This is a genomic window from Azonexus hydrophilus (assembly GCF_905120355.1).
Lineage (GTDB): Bacteria > Pseudomonadota > Gammaproteobacteria > Burkholderiales > Rhodocyclaceae > Azonexus.
In genome coordinates this window covers 55,345-76,829 of the sequence record NZ_CAJHOB010000013.1, presented here as the reverse complement: position 1 = coordinate 76,829, position 21,485 = coordinate 55,345, and the positions used below count along the sequence as shown (strand labels likewise).

The window sequence follows — 21,485 nt, the reverse complement described above, 5'->3', positions numbered from 1 at the left end:
GACGCCTCATGGCAGCAGCACTGCGGTTTACCAAGATGCAAGGCATTGGCAATGACTATGTCTACGTCAATGGATTTGAGGAGCAGGTGAGCGATCCTGGTGCATTGGCACGCGGCATCAGCGACCGGCATTTCGGCGTCGGTTCCGATGGGCTGGTGCTGATTCTGCCGTCCACGGTGGCAGGAGCGGATGCACGCATGCGCATGTTCAATGCCGATGGTTCGGAGTCGGAAATGTGCGGTAACGCCGTGCGCTGTGTTGGCAAGTATGTGCACGATGCCGGCATCTGCGCGCGTGACACGGTGCGCATCGAGACGCTGGCCGGGATCAAGGAGGTGCGCTTGCGCTTTGCCGAGAATGGCGAGGTGGACGGCGCCGTGGTCGATATGGGTGAACCGGAACTGGTGCCGGCACGTATCCCGATGCAACTGGCTGCTGGCGCTGATGCCGGGCCGTTCATTGCGCGTCCGGTTGAGGTCGATGGCTGGCAGGTCAATCTGACGGCGGTGTCGATGGGTAATCCGCACGCAGTGGTGTTCATGGACGGGATAGATCCCCTGGATCTGACCCGTATCGGGCCGTTGTTCGAGCATCACCCCTTGTTTCCACGGCGGACCAATACCGAGTTTGTCGAAGTGCTGTCGCGCCGTAGGCTGCGCATGCGCGTCTGGGAGCGCGGCGCCGGGGAAACGCTGGCGTGCGGCACCGGCGCTTGCGCGGTGGCCGTTGCCGCAGTGCTGGAGGGGCGGGCCGAGCGCAGTGTCGACATCGAATTACGCGGCGGCACCCTGCATATCGACTGGGATGCCAGTACCAATCACGTGTTCATGACCGGCGGTGCGGCGACGGTGTTCACCGGCCTGTATCAACGCTGAATTTCCCTGGGTTTGCCCTTATTTTTGAAAGAAACTGCCATGACGACTGCCAATCCCGATTTTCTCAAGCTGCAAAGCAATTACCTGTTTGCCGATATCGCCCGCAAGGTCGCTGCGTACAAGGCGGCGCATCCGGCTGAACGTGTCATCAGCCTGGGTATTGGTGATGTGACGCGGCCGCTGCCCCCTGCCATTCTCACTGCGCTGCACCAGGCAGTGGATGAAATGGGCGAGGCGGCACATTTCCGTGGTTACGGCCCGGAGCAGGGCTACGACTTCCTGCGTAGCCGCATCGTCGAATGCGATTATGCGGCGCGTGGCGTCAGCCTGAGTGCCGATGAGGTGTTCATCAGCGATGGCGCCAAATCGGATATCGGCAACTTCCAGGAACTGTTTGCGCCGGACAGCCGGGTGGCCGTGACCGACCCGGTCTATCCGGTGTATGTCGATTCCAATGCGATGGCCGGGCGGGCCGGGGAAATGCGCGGCAAGCAGTGGGAGCGCATCATTTATCTGCCATGCACACAGGCAAACGATTTTGTGCCGGATTTTCCCCAGACGCGTCCGGACATCATTTATCTCTGTTATCCGAACAACCCGACCGGCTCCGTGTTATCGCGCGCAGCCCTGCAGGCCTGGGTGGATTACGCCCGGCGTGAGCGTTGCGTCATTCTCTTTGATTCGGCGTATGAGGCATTCATCACCGATCCGGATGTGCCGCACAGCATTTACGAGCTGGACGGCGCACAGGAAGTCGCAGTCGAGTTTCGCAGTTTCTCCAAGACGGCGGGCTTCACCGGCCTGCGTTGTGCCTATACGGTGGTGCCGAAGGCGTTGCAGATCGGTGATGGACAGGGGGGCAAGGTCAGTTTGAACGCCTTGTGGAATCGCCGCCAATGCACCAAGTACAACGGTTGCCCCTACATCGTGCAGCGCGCTGCCGAGGCCGTTTACAGCGCGCAGGGGCAACAGGGAATCGGCGCCATCATCGCCGGTTACCAGCGCAATGCGAGTTTGCTGCGCAGTGCGGTCAGCGCCATGGGGCTGACGGTCTACGGCGGTGTGAATGCGCCGTATCTCTGGGTGGGCGTGCCGTCCGACACCGATTCCTGGGGCTTTTTCGACCGCCTTCTGCAGCAGGCTGCACTCATCTGCACGCCGGGCGCCGGTTTCGGTGCCGCCGGTGAAGGCTATGTCCGCCTCACTGCTTTTGGCGCGCCGGAAGATACACAGGAAGCGATCGAGCGTTTGCGGCGCTTGTGCTGACCCAAGCATATTGCCTGCTGCCGGGAGGCAGCAGGCAGTGTCGAAATCCCGGCTTCGCTCAGTGCGGGCCGGGTTTTTCTTTTTGCAGGTCGCGCCGCTGGCCTTTTTCCCAGCCGCGCCACGGCTGCATGCGTGGTGCGGCGTCATGCAGGATGAGCATGGGTGAGGAGAACGGCGCCAGCCGTTCGAGAAAGTCGAGTAGTTCGAGCACGATGGCGTTGCGGAAAAATTTGGTGGCCGGGATTTCCATCCAGAGCCGGTCGGCAAATACCAGTAGTTCATGCGGCCAGTCACCGTAGCCGTCGTGGTTACGGTCAAACCCCTGGTAGTCGTCCCAGTAGTTGGCCAGCCACAGATCGTTCATGGGATCGCCGTCGCCGACGATGCTGACGGGCCAGAGGTTGTTGCGGAAGGTGTTGGCAATGGCGATGTGGCCGCCAAAGGCGCCGTAGAAGTAGATGGCGGTGAGGTTGTGGGCGAACAGGTTGTTCACCATCACGATGCGGTTGTAGGGGTCCATCGGCGAATCGGCCATCAGGCCGTGGGCGCAATGCACGATCTCGTTGTCGACGACGATGGCGGCCGAGGTTTCCTTGAGCGCGATGCCGGCGCCGGAGGCATCCATGGCGTGCAGAATGCGGTTGCCGCGGATCAGCAGGTGTTCGGAGTTGAGCGCAATGATGCCGGTGGAGTTTTTCTCCAGATGATTGTCTTCCACCACGCTGCGGTGCGCGAACAGGAAATTGAAGGCGCGACGGCTGTCGGTGATGTGATTGTTCTTGAATCGATTGTCGGTGGCGTTGCTAATGGTGAGGTCGCGAATCTGGCTGAAATCATTGTGTGCGATCAGATTGCTGTGGCTGTACCAGAGCCGCAGGCCGTCACCCCGGTCGGCCGAATCGCTGTGGCGCGAACGGATGCGGTTGTGGCGAAGGGTGCTGTGGCCGCCTTTGTGTAGCGATATTCCGAACAGCACGTCGTCGATCTGATTGTGTTCGATCAGCAAGTTTTTGCCTTCGCCCATGATGCCGCCGTCGATGGCATCGTGCGAATCGCCGCTGTTCTTCAGGTGCAGGCCGCGCAGGGTGACGTTGTCGGCCTTGATGGTGATGACGGTGCCGCGGCCACTACCATCGATCACGGCCTTGCCGTTACCTTCAAGCGTTAACGGCTTCTCGATCAGGGCCGGGCCGCGATAGGTACCGGGCGGCAACCGTAACACACCGCCGGGCGGGGTCAGGTCGATCCAGGTCTGCAGCGACTGCTGCGCCCAGGCAGGTAAGGCGAGGGCGCACAGCGTGAGGAAAAGGGAGATACGGGTGAACATGGGTGGCCGGCATTAGAACACTGCCGCGTGGGGCGTGCCAGAATCTGGATCAAGTTTTGACTGCACATGAAAAATCCCCGCCGGACCTCAAGGTGCGGCGGGGATGGATGCGGTATCTGCGGCTGCGGGCGCGGTGCTTAGTCGACCTTGGCCTTTTCACGCAGTTCGCGCACCAGTTTTTCCACCTGCATCTGGCTGGCGCGCTGCTGCAGTTGCGGCTTGACCTCTTCGAAACTGGGCGGGGTCAGCGGGCGGGTGTCGTCGAGCTGGATGATGTGGTAACCGAAGTCGCTCTTTACCGGAGTCTTGGTGTACTCACCTTTTTTCAACTTGGTGAGGGCTTCGCCAAAGGGCGGGACATAGGCGTTGGGGCTGCTCCAGTCGAGGTCGCCGCCGCGTTCCTTGGAGCCGGGGTCGAGCGATTGTTTGGCCAGGGTGGCGAATTTTTCACCCTTGTCGAGTTTGGCGATGATGGCCTTGGCGTCTTCTTCCTTTTCCACCAGGATATGGCGCGACTTGTATTCGGTGCCGCCCAGGGTTTTCTTGACGAGGTCGTATTCCGCTTTCAGCTGCGCATCGCTCGGGGCATTCTTGCGCACGTAGTCGCTGAGGAAGGCGCGGATCAGCACACTCTGACGGGCGAGTTCGATCTGGCCCTGAATTTCGCCCTTCTTGTCGAACCCTTGCTTGCGGGCTTCCTGCGACAGGATTTCACGACGTACCAGTTCTTCCTTGACGGCCGCCTTGAGTTCGGCATTGTCTGGCGCGCCCTGGGCTTTTTGCTCGGCGATGAAGGCATCGAACACGTTTTGCGAGATCGGCTGACCGTTCACTTTGGCGAAGGTCTTGCCTTGCTGGGCAAGCACCGGGGCGGAAATGAGGCTGCCAGCAATCAGTACGCTGGCCAGGGTATGCAGTTTGAACATGCGTGTTGTCCTATCGGGTTGAGGCAAGGGTAAGTTGAGGGTGAATCAGAGGTCTTCTGGCGTCTTCGCTTCGATGATGAGTGCATGGATTTTGCCATGCAATAAATCGCCGACGGCATCGTACACCAGACGATGCCGGCTGCGGGTGTTTTTTCCGCTGAAGGCTGGACTGACGATACGCAAGCGCAGGTGAGCGCCACAGAGCGCCCCGGGGTGGCCGACATGGCGTTCCGACTGGTCTTCGATCTCGATCTGACTGGGGCAAAGGATTTCCAGCCGCTGGCGCAACTGGGCGATGGTGGCGGCGTGCATCAGGTGGGGAATACTTTCTTGAATGGCTGCACGCTGACCTGGGCGTAGACGCCGGCTGCCACGTAGGGATCGGCTTCGGCCCAGGCCCTGGCTGCTGCAAGATCGGCAAATTCGGCCACGATCAGGCTGCCCGTAAAACCGGCGGGGCCGGGGTCAGGACTATCGATGGCAGGGCAGGGGCCGGCCAGGAGAAGGCGACCTTCGTCCTGCAGTGCCTGCAACCGGGCCAGATGCGCTGGGCGTGCCGCCAGACGGGCTGCCAGGGCGTTGGGGCGATCTTCACCGCGGATCATGTAGAACATCATTTATCCTCCGTGACGTCCTTGTCGTCCATGTATTTGCTGAGAAAGAGGCCCTGCGCCACCACGAAGACCAGCATCAGGCCCATGCCGCCGAAGAGCTTGAAATCAACCCAGATGTCGGTGGAAAAATTGAAGGCGACGATGAGATTGAGGGCGCCCATGGTCAGAAAGAACAGCAGCCAGGACAGATTGACCCGCTGCCAGACCGGCTCAGGCAGTTGCAACTGGGCGCCGAGCATGCTCTGCATGACGTTCTTTTTCAGTACCAGCGCCGCGAAGCCCATGCTGGCGGCGAAAATCCAGTAGAGCAGGGTGGGCTTCCACTTGATGAAGGCTTCATTCTGGAACACCAGGGTCATGCCGCCAAACAGCACGACCAGCGCCAGACTGACCCACAGCATGCGGTCCACCTTGCCGTGGCGGAAGCGTACCCAGGCGATCTGCGCGATCGTGGCCAGGATGACGACCACGGTGGCCAGCAGGATTGGCGCCTGGGCCGGGGAAATGGTACTGCTGCCAAGTAATTCGCCCGCCCACAATGCGGCATCGTCAGGACGCGCGCCGGCATATTTGAAGGTGGCGAAGAAGAGAATGACAGGAAAAAGGTCGAAAAGTAGTTTCATGGCGGCGCATTATATACTTGCCCACTTTCACGCTAGGTAACGCTATGTACAAGGTTCTCATCGTCGACGACAGCGATATCAACCTGCAGTTGATCAAGGCGCTGGTACTCAAGGTCGGTGATTGCGAACCAGTCATTTTCGATCGGCCGAAGGAGGCCATGGTCTGGTGCCGCGATCATGTGCCGGACCTGGTCATCGTCGATTACATGATGCCGGAAATGGACGGCATGCGTTTCATTGCGGCATTTCGCGCCATGTATGGCCGCACCGCCATTCCTATCCTGATGGTGACGGCCAACGACCAGAAGGAGGTGCGCTATGAAGCACTGCTGGGCGGCGCCAATGATTACCTGACCAAGCCGATCGACCGTATCGAATTTTCCGCCCGGGTGCGTAACATGCTGGCCTTGCGTGAAGGGCAGAAATTCCTTGCCGGGCGGGCGCAGACCCTGGCCGAGCAGGTGGCCGAGCAGACTCGCGAAATCCGTGAGCGGGAGCGTGAACTGACCTACCGCCTGTCGCGCGCCGCCGAGTTCCGCGATCCGGAAACCGGGGCGCACATCCAGCGCATGGCGCATTACTCGCAGGTCATCGCTTGGGGACTGGATCTGCCGCCGGCGCAATGCCAGCTCATCCTGCAGGCAGCACCGATGCACGATGTCGGCAAGATTGCCATCCGCGACGACATTCTTCTTAAACCCGGCAAACTGTCCGATGAAGAATTTGAACTGATGAAACGGCACGCCCTGTTGAGGGTCGGCCGGGAATCATGAAAAAATCCCCGTTTATTCTCTAAGCTGCTGATTCGGCTTCGAGAATCCGAAAGCCGTCCGCCAAGACCTCAACCTTTCGACGGAAATCAAGAACATAGTCGCCGAAGCGATTGATGTGTTCCAGGCGGTATGGCGCCAAACCGGCCAGGACTTCCTGATTGATCAGCGCACCCTCGGCCTGTAGCTGCTTCAATACCCGACTCATCCCGACTACGTTGTGCAGGATCACCATATTGGCGACGAGATGGTTGTACTTGATAACCTTGCGTTGCTCGTGGCGCAGGTTCTCAGCGATCTCCCCTTCTCCGCCGAAGAACAGCTTCTTGGCGAAGCCATTGAACTGTTCTGACTTGTTGGTTTCGGAATGGATGAGTTTGCGTAGCTCGACATCGCCGACGTATTTCAGCAAGAACATGGTCCGCACGACCTTGCCCAATTCCTTGAAGGCGAAATACAGTTTGTTCTTGCGGCTGTAGGTTCCCAGACGGCGCAGGATGGCCGAGGCCGAGATTTTGCCGAGCTTGATGGAGACGGCCACCCGCAACATATCCGGCAAATGCGTTTCGATTAGTTGCCAGTTGATGTCGTCAGTGAATAGCCGGTCAATGTGCGCGAACTTTTTACCGCTCTCTGGACGATGGAATACCAGATCCTTGATGCCACGGATACGGGGCATCAGCTTGATTCCAAGCAGATGCGACAAGGCAAAAACCGTGTAGCTCTGGGCTTGCGTATCACCATGAATGGTGTCCGGTCGGATGTCCGAGGTATTGGTCATCAAGCCGTCGAGGATGTGCGTTCCCTCGTAGGTGCCACAGGAAATAAAGTGGCTGAACAAGGCAATGAACTTGTCGGAGACGTGGTAGTAGCCGATGCCGCCGTAGCCACCGTAACGGATGTGATGCTCGGAAATCAGGTTCTGCTCGTAGAGGTTCCATTTCGTACCATCGGCTGAGGCATGTTTTCCTGACCCCCAGTAGCTGGGCAATTCAAACTTGTTGTAGGCATTGATCACTTTGACGATGGCTTGTTCCAGCGCCTCTTCCGTGACGTACTTGATGTTGAGCCAGGCGACCTGTTTTCGGCTCATGCCGCGAATCGAGCGCGCAGTCTGGGTGGGGCCAAGATTGCAGCCGTAACAGAATAAGGTACTGATCACTCTTGGGCGCAATTCCTCGATCCGGCTTTCGGTTCCCATCAAGGGCCGGAACAACTTATGCAGTTGCAGCCAGCGCTCTGTATCGATCAGCACGTCAACGATGCTGACGTTCTCCATGTGCTCCGTGATCAGATGATCGATCTGGCGGATGCCGGGTAGCAGTTCGCTGGCCGGTGGTTTTTTCAGGATCAGACGGCCGTCAACGATTTCGGCGTGGGCATTTTCCGGGAACACGGCATCGACGGCTTCAGCGGTTTCTAACAATGCAACTTTCAGTGCCTGGGTGAACGCCTTGGGACCGGTTTCGATCCCCGTCACCTGTCCATATTCAGTCAGTTCGCGAGCCAGGGTTGCATCGTCAACCAACTGTTCGCGATAGTCGTCGTAGCGCTCGCCGTGCTGGATAAAGAGATCGCCTGACTTGAGCTCATCGCGAATGGCGTACAGGACTGCCAGTTCAAAGTAGCGGCGGTTTATTGTGGCAATTCGCCCATCGGTGCGCTCCGTGACAACCAGCTTGCGCCAAGCGCTGGGCAGCCATTGGAGATCTTGTTCTGCATCCAGTTCGAGTAAAGAAATCGGCACCATTTCGTGACGCGTGCTGCGCAGCCCCTGCAATACCTTCATCATCCGGATCAAGGTATCGTCCTCGCTACTGCTCTGTGGATTGATGATTTCGATACAATTGAGTAGTTGGGCGCGAACGGCCTTGTAGGGTTGAATGAGGAACGGCAGATGATTGCGGCCAGCATAGGCCATATGTTCGTCGCAGATGGCCACCAAATCGTCTACGTCCGCGATCAGGCTGGAGCCGATGGCTTCGACTCGCTGCTGGTCGGTGCCATTGATCTGATAGGCCAGCAGCACCTCCTTCAATTGTCCGATCAGGCGATCCGTTCGCTGCTGATGTTCCTGCTGGTACTCCCCCAATTTGTTGCGTGCTTGGTTATCCAGGTTCTGAAGCATGCGCATGAACAGGTCTGCTGCATCATCGAGCGTCTGGGCAAACTGTGCACGGATATAAATGACCGCCAGCGCGTAACGCTTCTGCGGTTTCAGTTCCGCCATCTCGCTGGCATTCAGAGAGCGAGCGATGTAGCGATATTGCTTGAGTTTAGGAACGGGAATGTAAGGCTGGGGCAATTGCTCAACTAGTAATTGCAACCGCCGGATGTGTTGCAGGTAAGAGCGGGTTTCCTTATTGGTTGGCTTTTTCGGTTCCCGTTTGAGCATGTTCCAGGTTGTGCTGGATTCATCCCGGCTGACCTTGAACAGGCTGTCGATCCGTTCCTTCACCTTGCCATCAAGTTGGTTGGCGATCCCCGCAAAATGCACTTCGTGAATCTTCTCGCGAGCATGGATGGCCAATCGATCCAGGACCGTGAAACCGGGCAACTCATAGCGATGATGGACCAGTTCCTCCAGCATCACGTTGATGATATCGGCTACGACGTGGCGGTTGTCAGCGGCTGTCTCGGCGATGTGCTGTAACCAGGCCCGGCCGTCCTGGTTTAATGGCCGGACATTCAGGTATCGACGCAGCGATTCGACTAACCGTTCGCGTCCGGTCGATCGATCGAATTGCAACAACTCGTCCAGCCTCGGCGGGCGAGCGAATCCCGTTTGGGCGACAATGTGCTGACGGATAGCGCTCGGCACATCCTTGAGACGGATAAAGTAACCCAACCGCTGAAACAGCTTCAGGTAGAGAAAAGCTACCGTGCGGGCGGTCGGCCGTTTGACGGTTTGGTCGATGAACGTAATTTCATCGGGTGTCAGGGTATAAATCTCGTCGAGATCCTGTGCCGATGGGTCCGCTTTCAGCCGGGGATACGCGGTCTCGTGAACCTGGGTCATGCCTGCATCACTCCCAGTGCCTGCCGGTTGCAGGGTCGCGGCAGACCGCCTCCAGGAAGCACTCACGGGCATCGGCAATACGATGGATTTCGTCGAGCAAAGTGTAGAGATGATCGTCAAGCATGTCGGTCGATGGTGTCGGGACGGAAAGTTGATATCGTCGTCCGTCCAGATCCATGGGGTGTGCCTGGAACCGTGCAAGGCAAGTGTTCGTCATGTCCCGCAAGGCATTGGCGACACCCCGTCGGCTGCCGTTGAAGGCAGACAAATCTATGGAAATCTCGATCATGGTGAGTGGAACCTCAGGCAAGCTGGGCAACTGCGCGGTCGAGTCAATTGCTGTTTCCGGCAGCGCTCGATCCAGCCCCTGCTCGAATCGCGCTTTCTGGTTAGGGCTAACCCCATCCAGATAGCGCATCGCAGCCTTCACGTCGCGCCAACCCACGTATTTCATCAACTCACGGATATCCCAGCCGCTCATGCCAGCCCACTGGGCGAACCCACGGCGTAGCGAGTGACTACTGAAAGACTCGGCATCAGCGATGCCGGCCTGGCTGAGCAATTTTCGCAGCACGGGAATGATGCTGCTTGGGGTCATTTCAGCCTCGGACAGATGCCCCCAGCGGTCGACCTTGCGAAATAGCGGTCCCGCTGTCAGTTTGGATAAAGCCAGCCAGTCTTCGACTGCCTCGACCGGACATAGTCGTGATAGCGCTGGACAGGAGTAACTTCGGCCATCCAGGTTGCGATCCCCTTTGCTACGGGGCAAGAAACAGGTCAGCCCTTCGCCGGGCTTGATATCGATGAATTCGATACGAAGGTTAGCCAGTTCGTCGGAGCGGAACCCCCGCCAGAAACCGAGGAGAACCAGGGCTCGATCCCGGCTATGTCTCAGGGCGTTGGCCGAATCTCCCCGACTAACCGCTGCGGCTGTGGCCGATGTCAGCCATTCGGCAACATCTTGCAGAATCTCAATTTCCAGTGGCTTGGCCCGTTTTTCCTGAGCCGGATGCAGGGTTCGGATACCCTTCAGCAGTTGCCGGATTTTGCTGGCCTTGGTCGGGTCAGGAAAACCATGGTCCTGATGCCAGCGCGACAACGCCGAAAGGCGGTGCTTCAGCGTGTTCAGTGACAAGGATTCAGCGTAAGCGGCGAGATATCGGGCAATTGAGTCAATCGTTGCTGGCAACAATCCGCCCCACTCAACCTCGAAATGCTGAATGGCTGACGCATAACTACGTCGGGTATTGGCTCGCTCAGCGGCATCGAGATAAAGACCTACCTTCGCTTCCATGACAGATCTTCCTTGTCAGAACATCATTTTTTTTGCATGCTCACTGACAGCGCGTGCAACGGGGTGGGCCAGCTTTCTCTCTGCGGAGATCAAGAAGAAGCGCTCCTTGATGTCATTCGTTTCACCGACCATATCGACTTTGTAGTGTTCGCAAACCGCCGCCACGCTCAATGCAGGTGTCGGAAAGATTCCCGCGCCGGCTTCGCCGAAGGCCTTCATCAAGGCGCTGTCACTGAATTCCCCGACAATTCTGGGGCGGACATTCATCCGCTCCAGCCAGCGTGGCAAAGCCAGATGAAGGGCGCTGTCCTTGCCTGGCAGTAGCATTGGCGCACCGTGCAGATTGGCCGGGAAACGACTGCCAATTTTCTCCGCTAATGCGGGAGATGCCATGAAGGCAATGCCGGACTCGCCGAGCGGATGGCTGTAGCCTTTGATTTCCGTACCGGGGGGCATGGGGCGATCGGCAATCACCATGTCCAGGCTGTGCAGCGCCAAGTCGGCCAACAGGCGGTCGAGTCGGTCTTCGTGGCAGATCAGCCGAATCGCTTCCGGCAGTTTCAGAACCGGCGCCAGTAAACGGTGAACGATGAATTTCGGTAACACATCGGCAACCCCGACACGAAAAGTGAAAAAGCGATCAATCGCTCCACTGCTGAGCAATTCTTCCAGTTCAGAGCCCGTCTGGAAAATCTCCTCGGCATAAGACAAAGCCAGCTTGCCTGTTTCGCTCAGTTCCAGTCGCCGCCCGACACGATGAAATAATTGGGCACCAATCCGCTCCTCAAACTGCGAGATCTGTCCGGACAGTGTTTGCGGGGCCAGATGCAAACGCTCTGCAGCGCGAATGATGCCCCCACTTCTGGCGACCACCATGAAGTAATGCAGGTGTTTGAAATTGAGCATTTGATTATTCGATATTTTCGACTAATTGGATGCATTATATCTGATGGAATCGAATGGTTATCTCGGGGACAATTCGCTAGCTCTTTTACGCTACTCGATCCAATGAACGTCCATTTCCATACCAGTCATCTGTGCCTGAGCGAGCCGGTCAAGCAGTATGCCCTGTGGCGTCTGGCTTGTTCGCTTGGGAGAAGCCGGGACAAGGTGGTTCGCGTTGATTTCCATTTCAGTGGCGACGAGGCGAGCAAGGACACAGGATGCCGGGTACGCCTTCAATTGCAGCATGGACAGGCGGAAATCTCCGCTCACGAGACGCTGGCCGACATTTACTGGGCGACCGACAGGGCTATCACCCGTGCCACCCGGTCGCTGGAAAGACAGACCCTGGTTCAAAGTCAGCTGTTGCGCCGCCATGCTGATTGAACGAGGCGGGTGTAGCCATGCAGAAACGAAGCAACTGATGAACGATGCCAAGACTGCTTCCGAGATCCAACTGAATCCCTATGCAGGTCAGGAAATCGCCTTTCTTACCCAACACGGCAAGGAGCAAGTGGTTGCCCCCGTGCTCGACAAGGCATTGGGCTGCAGGGTCAAGCGGGTTGCTGGCTTTGATACCGATGAACTGGGCACTTTCACCCGGGATATTCCGCGCTACGGCAGCCAACTGGATGCCGCCCGCCGCAAGGCTCGTATCGGCATGCAATTGAGTGGTGCCAGCCTGGGGCTTGCCAGCGAGGGGAGTTTTGGACCCGATCCGCACACCGGCCTATTTCCGTGGAACGTCGAGGTACTGCTCCTGATCGACGATATCCGGAAAATCGAGGTGGTCGGCGTCCATCAAGGGCCTGCGAGCCACGATCATGCCTGGATCACGGATTGGCCGGAACTGGAGGCCTTCGCGCATCGGGTCGGCTTTCCAAAACAGCATTTGGTTCTGCGGCCTTGCAGCGAAAACGATCCCCGCGTGCGCAAGGGCCTGGCCGACAAATCCTCTCTGAGAGCCGCCTTCGCATGGGTAAAGAGGCTAGCCTCGGATCAGGCGGCAATTCTTGTCGAACGCGACCTCCGGGCTCACGCGCATCCGGAACGCATGGTAAATATTGGCAAGGCGGCACACAGTCTGGCGGAGAAACTACGTTCGTTTTGCCCTCAATGCGGATCGCCGGGTTATTCCGCCATTGAACGGGTGGCTGGACTGCCTTGTGCAGAATGCGGCCTGCCTACCCGCGAGCAGCGGGGACAGGTCTGGGGCTGTCCCGCTTGCAACTTTCGGGAAGAACATCTCCGGAAGGACGGGGTCGCCTTCGCTGATCCGGCCCATTGCGATTACTGTAATCCCTGAAGATCGTCACCATGAACAGCATTGATCCGGTCATCCTGTTTTTCCTGTTCGGGCTGGTTGCCGGACTCCTGCGCTCGGAGTTGAAACTGCCGAGCGCTCTGTACGACTCGCTATCCATTTTCCTGCTGCTGGCAATTGGCCTGAAAGGCGGCCAAGGCCTGGCAACCCAGCCCCTGGGGCCATTGCTGCCCCAACTGCTGGCGGTGGTCGTGCTGGGCGTCGTTCAGACGTTGATCGCCTTTGGCGCCTTGCGTGCGATTTTTCGTTTTGACCGTCCAAATGCCGCAGCAACGGCCGCCCACTACGGGTCGGTCAGCGTCGCCACTTTTGCCGTTGCTGCAGCGTGGCTGTCGTCACGCAGTATCGATGTCGAACCGCAAATGGCGATCTTGCTGGCTGTCATGGAAATTCCCGCCATTCTCGTCGGCATCGTTCTGGCTCGCGGGGTCAGCAAGGACACCGACTGGAGGTCATTGGGTCATGAGGCCTTCCTGGGCAAGGGCGTAACCCTGCTTCTGGGGGGGATGGCGATTGGTTGGGCGGCAGGGCCGGAGGGCTTGCAACCCATCAAGATCATGTACTTCGATCTGTTCAAGGCAGTGCTGGCTCTGTTCCTGCTGGAAATGGGACTGATTGTCAGCCGTCAGGTAGACGAGCTCAAGCGACGCGGCTTGTCCCTGATCGCTTTTGGCTTGGCCATGCCGCTGCTGTCGGCTTGTCTTGGCCTCGGCACCGGCATGATGCTCGGGTTCTCGGTCGGCGGGATGACGATGCTGGCCACCCTGGCGGCTTCGGCGTCCTACATCGCCGTCCCGGCCGCCATGCGGATCGCCGTGCCTGAGGCGAATCCCGCCGTGTCTCTGGCCGGTTCACTGGGCGTGACTTTCCCCTTCAATATTCTGGCCGGAATCCCGCTTTATCACTGGATGGCCACCCAACTGACAGGAGCGACGCCGTGATCCCCATACAGACCGAAAAACGCACGCTGCTCACCGTGTTTACAGAAGCGACCCTCGAGCACGTCCTGATCAAGGATATTGATCGACTGGGGATTCGCGGCTACACCATCTGCGACGCGCGCGGCAAAGGAAGCCGCGGGGTGCGGGACGCCACCTGGGATGAATCAAAGAACATTCGAATCGAGATCATCTGTGCCCGCCCCCAGGCGGAAACGCTGCTGGCGCACTTGCAGGAACGGTACTACTCGAATTACGCCATGGTGGCGTGCCTTTCCGAGGTCGAAGTGCTGCGGCCCGGCAAATTCTGAAGGCAACAATCAGGTCGCCCCATCGGTGCGGCCGAGGTGCAAAGAGACATCAATGCGCGGCATTTTCATCACCGGAACGGACACCGGAGTTGGCAAGACCACCATCGGCATCCAGGTTGCAAAAGCGCTTCGGGAGAACGGGCAACGTGTGCGCGTGCGCAAACCCGTCGAAACCGGATGCGAGAAGCTGGCTGGAAGCGACATTCTCCAACCTTCGGATGCGGTTCGGCTAAACGCGGCAGCTGGCGCCATGGATGCGCTGGAGGCTGTCTGTCCATATCGCTATGAGCCGCCGGTTTCTCCGGAGTGGGCGGCCAGGCTGGCCAATCGGCCGCTTGAGATTGGGGATCTGCATGCTGCCTGTCTGAATGGGGTCGGCGACGATGACTTTCTGCTGGTTGAAGGTGCCGGCGGCTTCTATTCACCGATCGCCCACGGCGCACTGAATGCCGATCTGGCTGCCGGCATGGGCATGCCCGTTCTGCTGGTAGTAGCCGATCGTCTGGGTGCGGTCAATCAGAGCTTGCTGGCCATCGAGGCCATCCAGATGCGCGGACTGCCCCTGATGGGCGTAGTGCTGAATCAGGTTGCCCAACCAGACAACCCCTTCCTCGATAACCATACCGATCTGCAACGCTGGCTGTCGGCCCCAGTGATTCATCAGACCTATAACAACCCACCCAATCCGCAACTTGCATTGTGGGTTCAGAAATGGGTTAGCTGAACATTCGTTTTGCGAAAGCCAAGCGCTGTCATCTTGGCCAAGGCGTAATTCCGGTTACGACCTTAATCCGCGTCATCAATAGTCAAGTGGCGCGGAACGAGCAGTATCGGACAGCGTGCCGAGAGCAACAGTGATTGCGACACGCTGCCAAGGGCTGCCTGCTCCAGCGCGTTGACGCCTTGCGGTGCGACAACGATGACATCGGCTCCGCTCTCTTCAGCCTGCGCCAGGATCATGGAAACCGCGTCTCCGGTTGCCACGGCGCCAGTCGCCTGATGGCCGACATCCCCCATGGCATGCCGAGCGGCGGCGATGGCGGCTTCGCCAACGCCCAGGCCCCAGTGACGAAAATCACCTGCTGCGGCATCGAGCATGCCCTCGAAAGGAGAGAAGGCAGGCTGCACGCTGAACAGTTCGAGCGATGCTTCGCCCAGACGCGCCGCCATGCGCCCCGCCCAGGCTGCCGCATGGGCAGCATGTGCCGACCCATCAACGGCGATCAGTAGCCGGAGACGCCGGCCGAGTGTGGCCGGTATCGCCGCATGCGGCCCCATCAGCCAGATGGGGATCGGACTGCCTCTGGCAACTTCGGCCGCAATGGACCCGAGCAGCAATCCGCGCAGCGGTGACAGGCCGCGAGTTCCCATCGCGATCAGGTCGGCCTGACGATGTTGGGCTTCGTTGATGATCCTCGTCGCCGGGGTTCCGCCATCCACGACAACGTATTCCATTTTCACCCCGCTGCGCGCAAACCATTCCTGAGCGGTACTCACCGCGTCAGCCAGCGGGTGACAGACAGGAGCAATTCCCTCTTTCTCCATGGCCCCGTCAGTAACCGTGAGCAAGGTTGCTGTGAGCGCAATCTGGGCGGAACTCCATGTCGACCAGCTGCGAGCCGCAGCCATTGAGGAAGGCGAACCATCGAAGGCAATCAATACGTGCAAGGATTCAGGATTCATGGTGAATCTCCGATGGTGTGATGAACATCTCGTAAAACCCCTGTGCCTAACGCGCAGGCCAATCCTGGCTGGCATCGCCGAGGCGGAGTTTTCCGGCCAAGGCACTGCCATGATCAGCCCGCATGTTTTCGATCATGAGACAGCACAAGGTGCGCCGCGCATGCTGGCTGTGGATTTCATCCATCAGGGCATCAAGTGTTTCGGGAAATATTCTGCCATTCCTCCCCTCCGATGTCCGAAGGAGATCGCAGCACAGGTCAAACAGGGCGCGCAAGAAATCTTCGCGCTCGAGGTCGAGCGTGCGGAATTCACCGTGTTGCTCCAGGGCGTCGAACGTACGGATGTCGGTGTTGCCGCCGGCGATGATGGCCAACACGGCAAGGCGCGCCCTGGCGCGGGTACTGTCGGCCGGATAGTGACGCAACCGATGGGCGCCTTTCGTCCATTCACGGGCTTGCAGGGTCATCATGATCATTCCTCTCTCGATTCATTGACATTCGAGACAAGGATAAGTCCGATAGCATCCTGAATAAACGCGAAGTGTACTTACCGATAGCTCGTCAAATAGCGAACAATGCGGGGCGCCATGAGGGGGGTCCTAATCGTCCGGTGTATTTCAACGCCACAGACTGAGGGGCGGATCGGTCATGACCGCGCGCAAGACATCGGTACGGGAAACGATGCCGACAATGATTTCGCTTTCATTGACGATGGGAACGGCACTCAAGCCACCTTCGAGCATCGCCGCAGCGATGCGTCGAATGTCGGTCACGGGTACGGAAGCCACGACCGGCGAGGTCATGACATCACTCACCCGCCGTTGCAGATTTTCGAGAACATGTTCACCGTCGATATCGATGACGGTCAGCAAGTCCCGCTCATTGACCATCCCGATCAGCCGGTGCGCGTCGTCCAGAACCGGTGCCTGGTGGATTCCACAACGCTGGAAGACGCGCCAAGCGTCGGCAACCGCGTTTTTTTGGTTGAGCACCGTGACCGGATGGCTCATGATCTGGGCCGCATGAATCAGCGGACCACGCTCCAGGTCGTCGGGCAGCATTCTCCGATAGGCACGGACGGCCTCCCGTTGCAATGGCGTCGCCATGTTCTCGACACCTATTTCATCGCCCTCCTGGGCTACGCCTCGGGTATTGCGGGCTCGCGCCAGCGGATAGACACGGTTCATCGCCTCCAGCGTGCCGCTGAATACCTGGCCTGTCATGCCGTAGATGGAAAACATTCCGCTCTCCCGAATATCAAGGAACCAGCAGCACGTCGCACGGCGCGTGGTGCAGGAGATTCAGGGTGATGCTGCCGAGCAGTTGCTCATCGAGCACCGATTGACCGTGCCGGCCGAGCACCAGCAGATCGCAGGGGGCTCGGCGCAATTCGTCGAGCAGCACAGCCGCCGGGTAGCCGTGACCAATGACGCGGGATATTCCACCGGCAGCTTCATAGTCCGCATCCGCCAGATAGGCGTCCATGTCCTGTCCGGCTGCGGCCAGTTCATCGCTGCGGTAACGCTCGACATCCTCGGGCGAGGCACCGGCCAGACGCATCCGCCCCTCGTACGGCGCACGACTGGCATGAATCGCGATGTGTTGTGCTTCCGGAAATATCGCCAGGGCGGCACGCAGCGCCCGCGTCGCCGTTGCCGAAAAATCCGTCGCGATGGCGATCCGCCGGTACGGCGGAACGGGTTTCTGGCGAACCACCAGCACCGGGCACGGGCTGCGGCGCAACACCTTGACGGCGGTGCCGCCCAGGGCCAGTTCGTGAACGATGCCCTCGCCACGAATGCCAATGACGATCAGACTGGCGCCACTAACGACGGCGTGATCGGCGATGACGGCAGAGGCACGCCCGACCACCAGCTGGCGGCCGACTCGTGACAATGCGTTGCGGACGGCCATGTCGTCGGCAAGTCGGTTCAGCATCGTCTCGCTGCGCACCTTCGGGTTGTGTCGAATGAGCAGGTCCGGCAGCAGATGTCCTGCATGTTCCCAGGCGAATGGGTTGAAGACATGCAGGAGATTGAGCGGGCACTGCCATTCCCTCGCCAGCCGGGCAGCACGTTCGACAGCGAGAGTGGCTGGCGCCGAGAAATCGGTGGCCACGAGAATCGATTGGCTGGCTTTCATCTTCAATCTCCCTTGAACGATCGTCTGGATAATCCTTGTCGGCGTCTCAGTGGCTCAGACACGAAAACGGGCGACGGAACCCTTCAAATCGCTGGCCAGCGATTTGAGTCGCTCGGCAGCGACTGAGGTTTGCCGGGCACGAACGCTGTTCTCCTCGGCCATGTGGGCGATCCGTTCAACGCCCTGGGCAATTTCCTGGGCGGCCACCGACTGTTCGTCGAGGGCACTGCCAATATCGTCGACGGTCGTTGCCACCCGGTTTGCACCGTCCTGAATGCCGATGATCGAATCTCCTGCCTGTTGCGCGAGATCCACCCCGGTGCCGACGCGATTGACGCCACTTTCCATTTCCTGTGCCGCGTGGCGGGCACCGGACTGCACCTTTTCGATGACGCTGGCGATCGACTGGGTCGATTTCGAGGTGCGTTCGGCGAGTTTTCTCACCTCGTCGGCAACGACGGCAAAACCACGTCCCTGCTCACCAGCCCGAGCCGCCTCGATGGCGGCATTCAGCGCCAACAGATTGGTCTGATCGGCAACATCACGGATCACATCAACGATGGCCGAAATTTCCCGGGAGTAATTTTCCAGTTCGCGAATCGAATGCGCCGCGTCGTTGACCGCCGTTGCCACCTGTCGCATTTCGTTGCTGGTCGAATGCACCACCGCGCCACCGGTGCGTGAGGCCTCGCCGGCACTGGCTGCCACATGACGGGCCTCGCGGGCATGATCGCGCACCTGATCGATGGAAACCGACATTTCCTCGACGGCGGCAGCCATCCCCGAGGCGGCTTCGCTTTGTGCGGTGGTGGCCGCGGCCGAAGCCTGGGCGGCAGTAGACATTTCAATGGCCGCGCAGGCCAGATCGTCGGCGCTGCGCTGCGAGGCACTGACCATGGTGCGCAGACTGTCCTGCATCAGCGCGAATGCAGCCAGCAAGCGCCCGGCTTCATCACGTCCACCGGTGGGAACCGGACGGTTGAGCTCACCGTTGGCGATCGCCTCAGCCACGCTCACCGCTTGGTTGATGGGATGGGTGATCGTGCGCGCCAGCCACCAGGCGTAGACCCCGAGGCCGAGAAGGCCGCCCAGACCCACCAAAGCCAAAACGATCAGATCGGTGCGGAAATCGCGTTGCTCTTCCTCGAAAAGGGCTTTCGCGGTCTTTGCCTGATAGATCGCCAGGGCATCAAGCGCCTCTCTGACCGCCTTGCCTTCATCCAGTGTGGCGGCGAGCAAGGCCCGGGATACTTCCGGAGCGTAATCTTCCGCCTTGATGCGCTCGAACAGGGGGCGCACCCGCTCAATCCACGCCGAGCGCTTGCTGGCGAAATCGGTTGCAAGGCGCTTTTCCTCCTCGCTCAGGTTGGTTGCCATATATTTGTTCCAGAGCGCGTTGATCTCGGCGCTACGGCGTTCGAAATTGGCGAAATGCTCACTCAATGGCTGGCCGTGCGCGCCGGACAAGGGGGAACGGGGGTCGCGCTGCAGGATCAGCAGGATTTCCTTCTCGTTGGCGGCGCGCAGTTCGGCCAGGCGAAAGAGATCAACCAGCGGTACAGTTCGATCCTCATAAACTGAATTAAGCGCATCGACAGCCTTTTTTCCGCCCAGCAGACCAACGGCTGCAATGGTGACGAGCAACAACCCGGCAAAGACAGTAAAAGCAGCCAGACGGGCACTGATGGAGTGAAATGACATGGTGACTAACCTATAGGGAAGTTAAAAAGTTGCGGTGGAACAGTGCCGGGATTTCTACCGCCGGCAGGGCCCGGGCGAACAGCCAGCCTTGGGCCAGATGGCAGCCTTGCGCCCGAAGCCAGTCGAATTGTTCCCGGGTCTCGACGCCTTCAGCCAGGGTACGTGCTCCCAGGGCGTCGGCCATGCGGATGATGGCCGCGGCAATGGCGGCATTCTCGGCATCTTCCGGCAAGCCGCTGACAAAAGATGCATCAAGCTTCAGTAGCCCGACACGAATGTTTTTCAGGCTGGCGAGCGATGAATAGCCCGTGCCGAAATCATCGATTGCCAGATGAATGCCAGCATCGGTGAAATCATGCAGATGAGTTAGGGCGTCGATAACATCACGCATGGCCGTGCTTTCGGTTACCTCAATCTCCAATGCCGAGGCCGCCAATCCGTGTCTGTCGAGGCAACGCCGGATCCGGACGAGCAGATGGGGGTCGCGCAACTGGATGGCCGACAGGTTGACTGCCACCCGCAAATCCACACCCTGGTCACGCCATAGGGAAGCGTCACCCAGCGCAGTTTCCAGCGCCCAGTTCCCCAGTGAGTCGATCAGTCCGCAATCCTCGGCAACCGGAATGAATTCAGCCGGCGACACCCAACCCCAGACAGGGTGTTGCCAGCGCATCAACGCTTCGACAGAAACCATGCGGCCGGTAACGACGTCGATTTGCGGCTGATAGTGCAAGAACAGTTCGCCTTGCGTCAGGGCGCGCCGCAGATGCGTTTCGATTTCAAGGCGTCGGTGAGCGGAACGGCCCAGGCAGGGCGTGTGAAAATTGTAGGTACTGCCCTTTTCGGACAGGGCTGGCAGCAAGGCGACAAGGGCGGCGCTCAGCAGATCCTCGGAGCTCCGACCATCGTCCGGATAACAGGCAATGCCGATGTCGCACTCGACGATCACTTCCTTGTCGCCAAACGGGAAGGGGTCAGCGAAGCGCGCCAGAATCTGTGTGGCAACCCGTTCAGCACCACGAGCGTCGGCGTGCAGGAGCAGGGCGAACTCACCATCGCTGATACGGCCCAGGAATCCTCGGCGCGGATGCAATCCAGAAGGCGTTTGGCCGCTTCCTTAGCGAGGTTTTTTGCCCCTTCCTCAAGAAAGGCATAGCGCCGTAAATCCGGAAAGCCGATCAGTAACAAGGTCAGCGGCAAGCCGTCGCGACGTGACAAGGCTATCGCCTGCGTCAGACGGTCGACAAAAAGCTGGCGATTGGCAAGCCGGGTCACCGGATCAAAATAGGCCAGTTCATGGATTTGCGCCTCAAATGCCTTGCGCTCACTGATGTCGCGCACAATTTTGAGCAGGAGCCCCCCGCGCGTATCGTCAATCAGGGATGCGCTGACTTCGACGGGAAAGCGGCGGCCGTCGGCGGTTTGATGCTCGGTCTCGAAAAACTGCTGGCCACGAAGGCGCAGATTTTCCATGTCCACCGGAAAATCAAAGCGCCCGCGCGGCGAGCGCAGACTGTCGATTGGCCTCCCAAGCAGTTCCTGCCGCGGCCAGCCGTAGGTATTGACGGCACATTCGTTGGCTTCAACGATGGTGTTGTTCGCGTCGGCCAGCAGCATGATGTCGTTGGCGGCCTGAAACAATGACTCGTATGGAATGTCTTTGGCTTTGGGCGGAAAATGCTCAGCAATCATGTCTCGTATCTTCTTTGAGCGAACCTGGGGAAAATCTGC

General features: G+C 59.1%; 21 protein-coding genes and 1 pseudogene. 8 read left to right on the top strand and 14 right to left on the bottom strand.

Annotated features, from left to right (window positions below):
- Positions 1–8 precede the first annotated feature (8 nt).
- A complete protein-coding gene (dapF, locus tag JYJ39_RS11190; protein ID WP_205204373.1) occupies positions 9–875 on the top strand; it encodes a diaminopimelate epimerase in 867 nt (288 codons plus the stop codon).
- Between the two features lie 39 nt (positions 876–914).
- Complete coding sequence (locus JYJ39_RS11185) at positions 915–2,141, top strand: LL-diaminopimelate aminotransferase (protein ID WP_205204371.1); 1,227 nt, start codon at positions 915–917, stop codon at positions 2,139–2,141.
- 58 nt (positions 2,142–2,199) lie between these two features.
- On the opposite strand, the gene nosD is transcribed toward JYJ39_RS11185, so the two are convergent.
- The 5 genes from nosD to JYJ39_RS11160 all read right to left on the bottom strand — a co-directional run bounded on the left by nosD (position 2,200) and on the right by JYJ39_RS11160 (position 5,631).
- Positions 2,200–3,468 (bottom strand): nitrous oxide reductase family maturation protein NosD, encoded by a 1,269-nt coding sequence (nosD, locus tag JYJ39_RS11180; RefSeq protein WP_205204369.1) that lies wholly within the window; start codon positions 3,466–3,468, stop codon positions 2,200–2,202.
- A 137-nt stretch (positions 3,469–3,605) separates the two neighbouring features.
- On the bottom strand, positions 3,606–4,394 hold the full coding sequence (locus JYJ39_RS11175; RefSeq protein WP_205204367.1) for a peptidylprolyl isomerase: 789 nt from the start codon (positions 4,392–4,394) through the stop codon (positions 3,606–3,608).
- A 45-nt stretch (positions 4,395–4,439) separates the two neighbouring features.
- Positions 4,440–4,706: a BolA family protein gene (locus JYJ39_RS11170; protein ID WP_205204365.1), complete on the bottom strand. Its 267-nt coding sequence runs from the start codon at positions 4,704–4,706 to the stop codon at positions 4,440–4,442.
- Positions 4,706–5,008, bottom strand: coding sequence for a YciI family protein (locus JYJ39_RS11165; protein WP_205204401.1), 303 nt, complete (start codon positions 5,006–5,008; stop codon positions 4,706–4,708). Before JYJ39_RS11165 ends, JYJ39_RS11170 begins: the two co-directional genes overlap by 1 nt.
- Positions 5,008–5,631: a septation protein A gene (locus JYJ39_RS11160; protein WP_205204363.1), complete on the bottom strand. Its 624-nt coding sequence runs from the start codon at positions 5,629–5,631 to the stop codon at positions 5,008–5,010. Before JYJ39_RS11160 ends, JYJ39_RS11165 begins: the two co-directional genes overlap by 1 nt.
- A 44-nt stretch (positions 5,632–5,675) precedes the next feature.
- Here JYJ39_RS11160 and JYJ39_RS11155 point away from each other — a divergent pair, with 44 nt between their 5' ends.
- Positions 5,676–6,404 carry a response regulator gene (locus JYJ39_RS11155; protein WP_205204361.1) on the top strand — a complete coding sequence of 243 codons (729 nt, stop codon included), beginning with the start codon at positions 5,676–5,678 and terminating at the stop codon, positions 6,402–6,404.
- A 19-nt stretch (positions 6,405–6,423) separates the two neighbouring features.
- On the opposite strand, the gene JYJ39_RS11150 is transcribed toward JYJ39_RS11155, so the two are convergent.
- Genes JYJ39_RS11150 through nhaR form a run of 3 tightly spaced genes read right to left on the bottom strand, consistent with a single transcriptional unit; the run spans position 6,424 to position 11,620 of the window.
- Positions 6,424–9,420 (bottom strand): Tn3 family transposase, encoded by a 2,997-nt coding sequence (locus tag JYJ39_RS11150; RefSeq protein ID WP_076097489.1) that lies wholly within the window; start codon positions 9,418–9,420, stop codon positions 6,424–6,426.
- Positions 9,421–9,427: 7 nt separating this feature from the next.
- A complete protein-coding gene (locus JYJ39_RS11145) occupies positions 9,428–10,714 on the bottom strand; it encodes a site-specific integrase (RefSeq protein ID WP_076097491.1) in 1,287 nt (428 codons plus the stop codon).
- A gap of 15 nt (positions 10,715–10,729) precedes the next feature.
- Positions 10,730–11,620, bottom strand: a complete 891-nt coding sequence (gene nhaR, locus JYJ39_RS11140) for a transcriptional activator NhaR (RefSeq protein ID WP_076097493.1) — start codon at positions 11,618–11,620, stop codon at positions 10,730–10,732.
- A 102-nt stretch (positions 11,621–11,722) separates the two neighbouring features.
- Between nhaR and JYJ39_RS11135 the strand changes: the two genes are divergently transcribed.
- The 5 genes from JYJ39_RS11135 to bioD are packed head-to-tail and all read left to right on the top strand — an operon-like array spanning position 11,723 to position 14,953.
- A complete protein-coding gene (locus JYJ39_RS11135; RefSeq protein ID WP_076097494.1) occupies positions 11,723–12,043 on the top strand; it encodes an HPF/RaiA family ribosome-associated protein in 321 nt (106 codons plus the stop codon).
- Positions 12,033–12,962 carry a DUF6671 family protein gene (locus tag JYJ39_RS11130; protein WP_240189638.1) on the top strand — a complete coding sequence of 310 codons (930 nt, stop codon included), beginning with the start codon at positions 12,033–12,035 and terminating at the stop codon, positions 12,960–12,962. The genes JYJ39_RS11135 and JYJ39_RS11130 overlap by 11 nt, the downstream gene beginning before the upstream one ends.
- An 11-nt stretch (positions 12,963–12,973) precedes the next feature.
- Entirely contained in the window at positions 12,974–13,921 is a 948-nt protein-coding gene (locus tag JYJ39_RS11125; RefSeq protein WP_076097498.1) for a sodium-dependent bicarbonate transport family permease, read from the top strand.
- The gene (locus tag JYJ39_RS11120; protein WP_233080761.1) at positions 13,918–14,229 is read left to right on the top strand and encodes a P-II family nitrogen regulator; all 312 of its coding nucleotides are present in this window, start codon (positions 13,918–13,920) and stop codon (positions 14,227–14,229) included. Before JYJ39_RS11125 ends, JYJ39_RS11120 begins: the two co-directional genes overlap by 4 nt.
- A gap of 52 nt (positions 14,230–14,281) precedes the next feature.
- Positions 14,282–14,953, top strand: a complete 672-nt coding sequence (bioD, locus tag JYJ39_RS11115) for a dethiobiotin synthase (RefSeq protein WP_076097499.1) — start codon at positions 14,282–14,284, stop codon at positions 14,951–14,953.
- A 62-nt stretch (positions 14,954–15,015) separates the two neighbouring features.
- On the opposite strand, the gene JYJ39_RS11110 is transcribed toward bioD, so the two are convergent.
- The 6 genes and pseudogenes from JYJ39_RS11110 to JYJ39_RS14230 form a co-directional block, all read right to left on the bottom strand.
- Positions 15,016–15,912 (bottom strand): universal stress protein, encoded by an 897-nt coding sequence (locus JYJ39_RS11110; protein ID WP_076097501.1) that lies wholly within the window; start codon positions 15,910–15,912, stop codon positions 15,016–15,018.
- A 46-nt stretch (positions 15,913–15,958) separates the two neighbouring features.
- A complete protein-coding gene (locus JYJ39_RS11105; protein WP_139326378.1) occupies positions 15,959–16,381 on the bottom strand; it encodes a hypothetical protein in 423 nt (140 codons plus the stop codon).
- A gap of 147 nt (positions 16,382–16,528) precedes the next feature.
- On the bottom strand, positions 16,529–17,152 hold the full coding sequence (locus JYJ39_RS11100) for a CBS domain-containing protein (RefSeq protein ID WP_076097505.1): 624 nt from the start codon (positions 17,150–17,152) through the stop codon (positions 16,529–16,531).
- 16 nt (positions 17,153–17,168) lie between these two features.
- On the bottom strand, positions 17,169–18,053 hold the full coding sequence (locus tag JYJ39_RS11095) for a universal stress protein (RefSeq protein WP_076097507.1): 885 nt from the start codon (positions 18,051–18,053) through the stop codon (positions 17,169–17,171).
- A gap of 54 nt (positions 18,054–18,107) precedes the next feature.
- The gene (locus JYJ39_RS11090) at positions 18,108–19,754 is read right to left on the bottom strand and encodes a methyl-accepting chemotaxis protein (protein ID WP_076097508.1); all 1,647 of its coding nucleotides are present in this window, start codon (positions 19,752–19,754) and stop codon (positions 18,108–18,110) included.
- A 13-nt stretch (positions 19,755–19,767) separates the two neighbouring features.
- A pseudogene (locus tag JYJ39_RS14230) lies at positions 19,768–21,395 on the bottom strand (PAS domain S-box protein); the annotation flags it as partial.
- Positions 21,396–21,485: the final 90 nt, after the last annotated feature.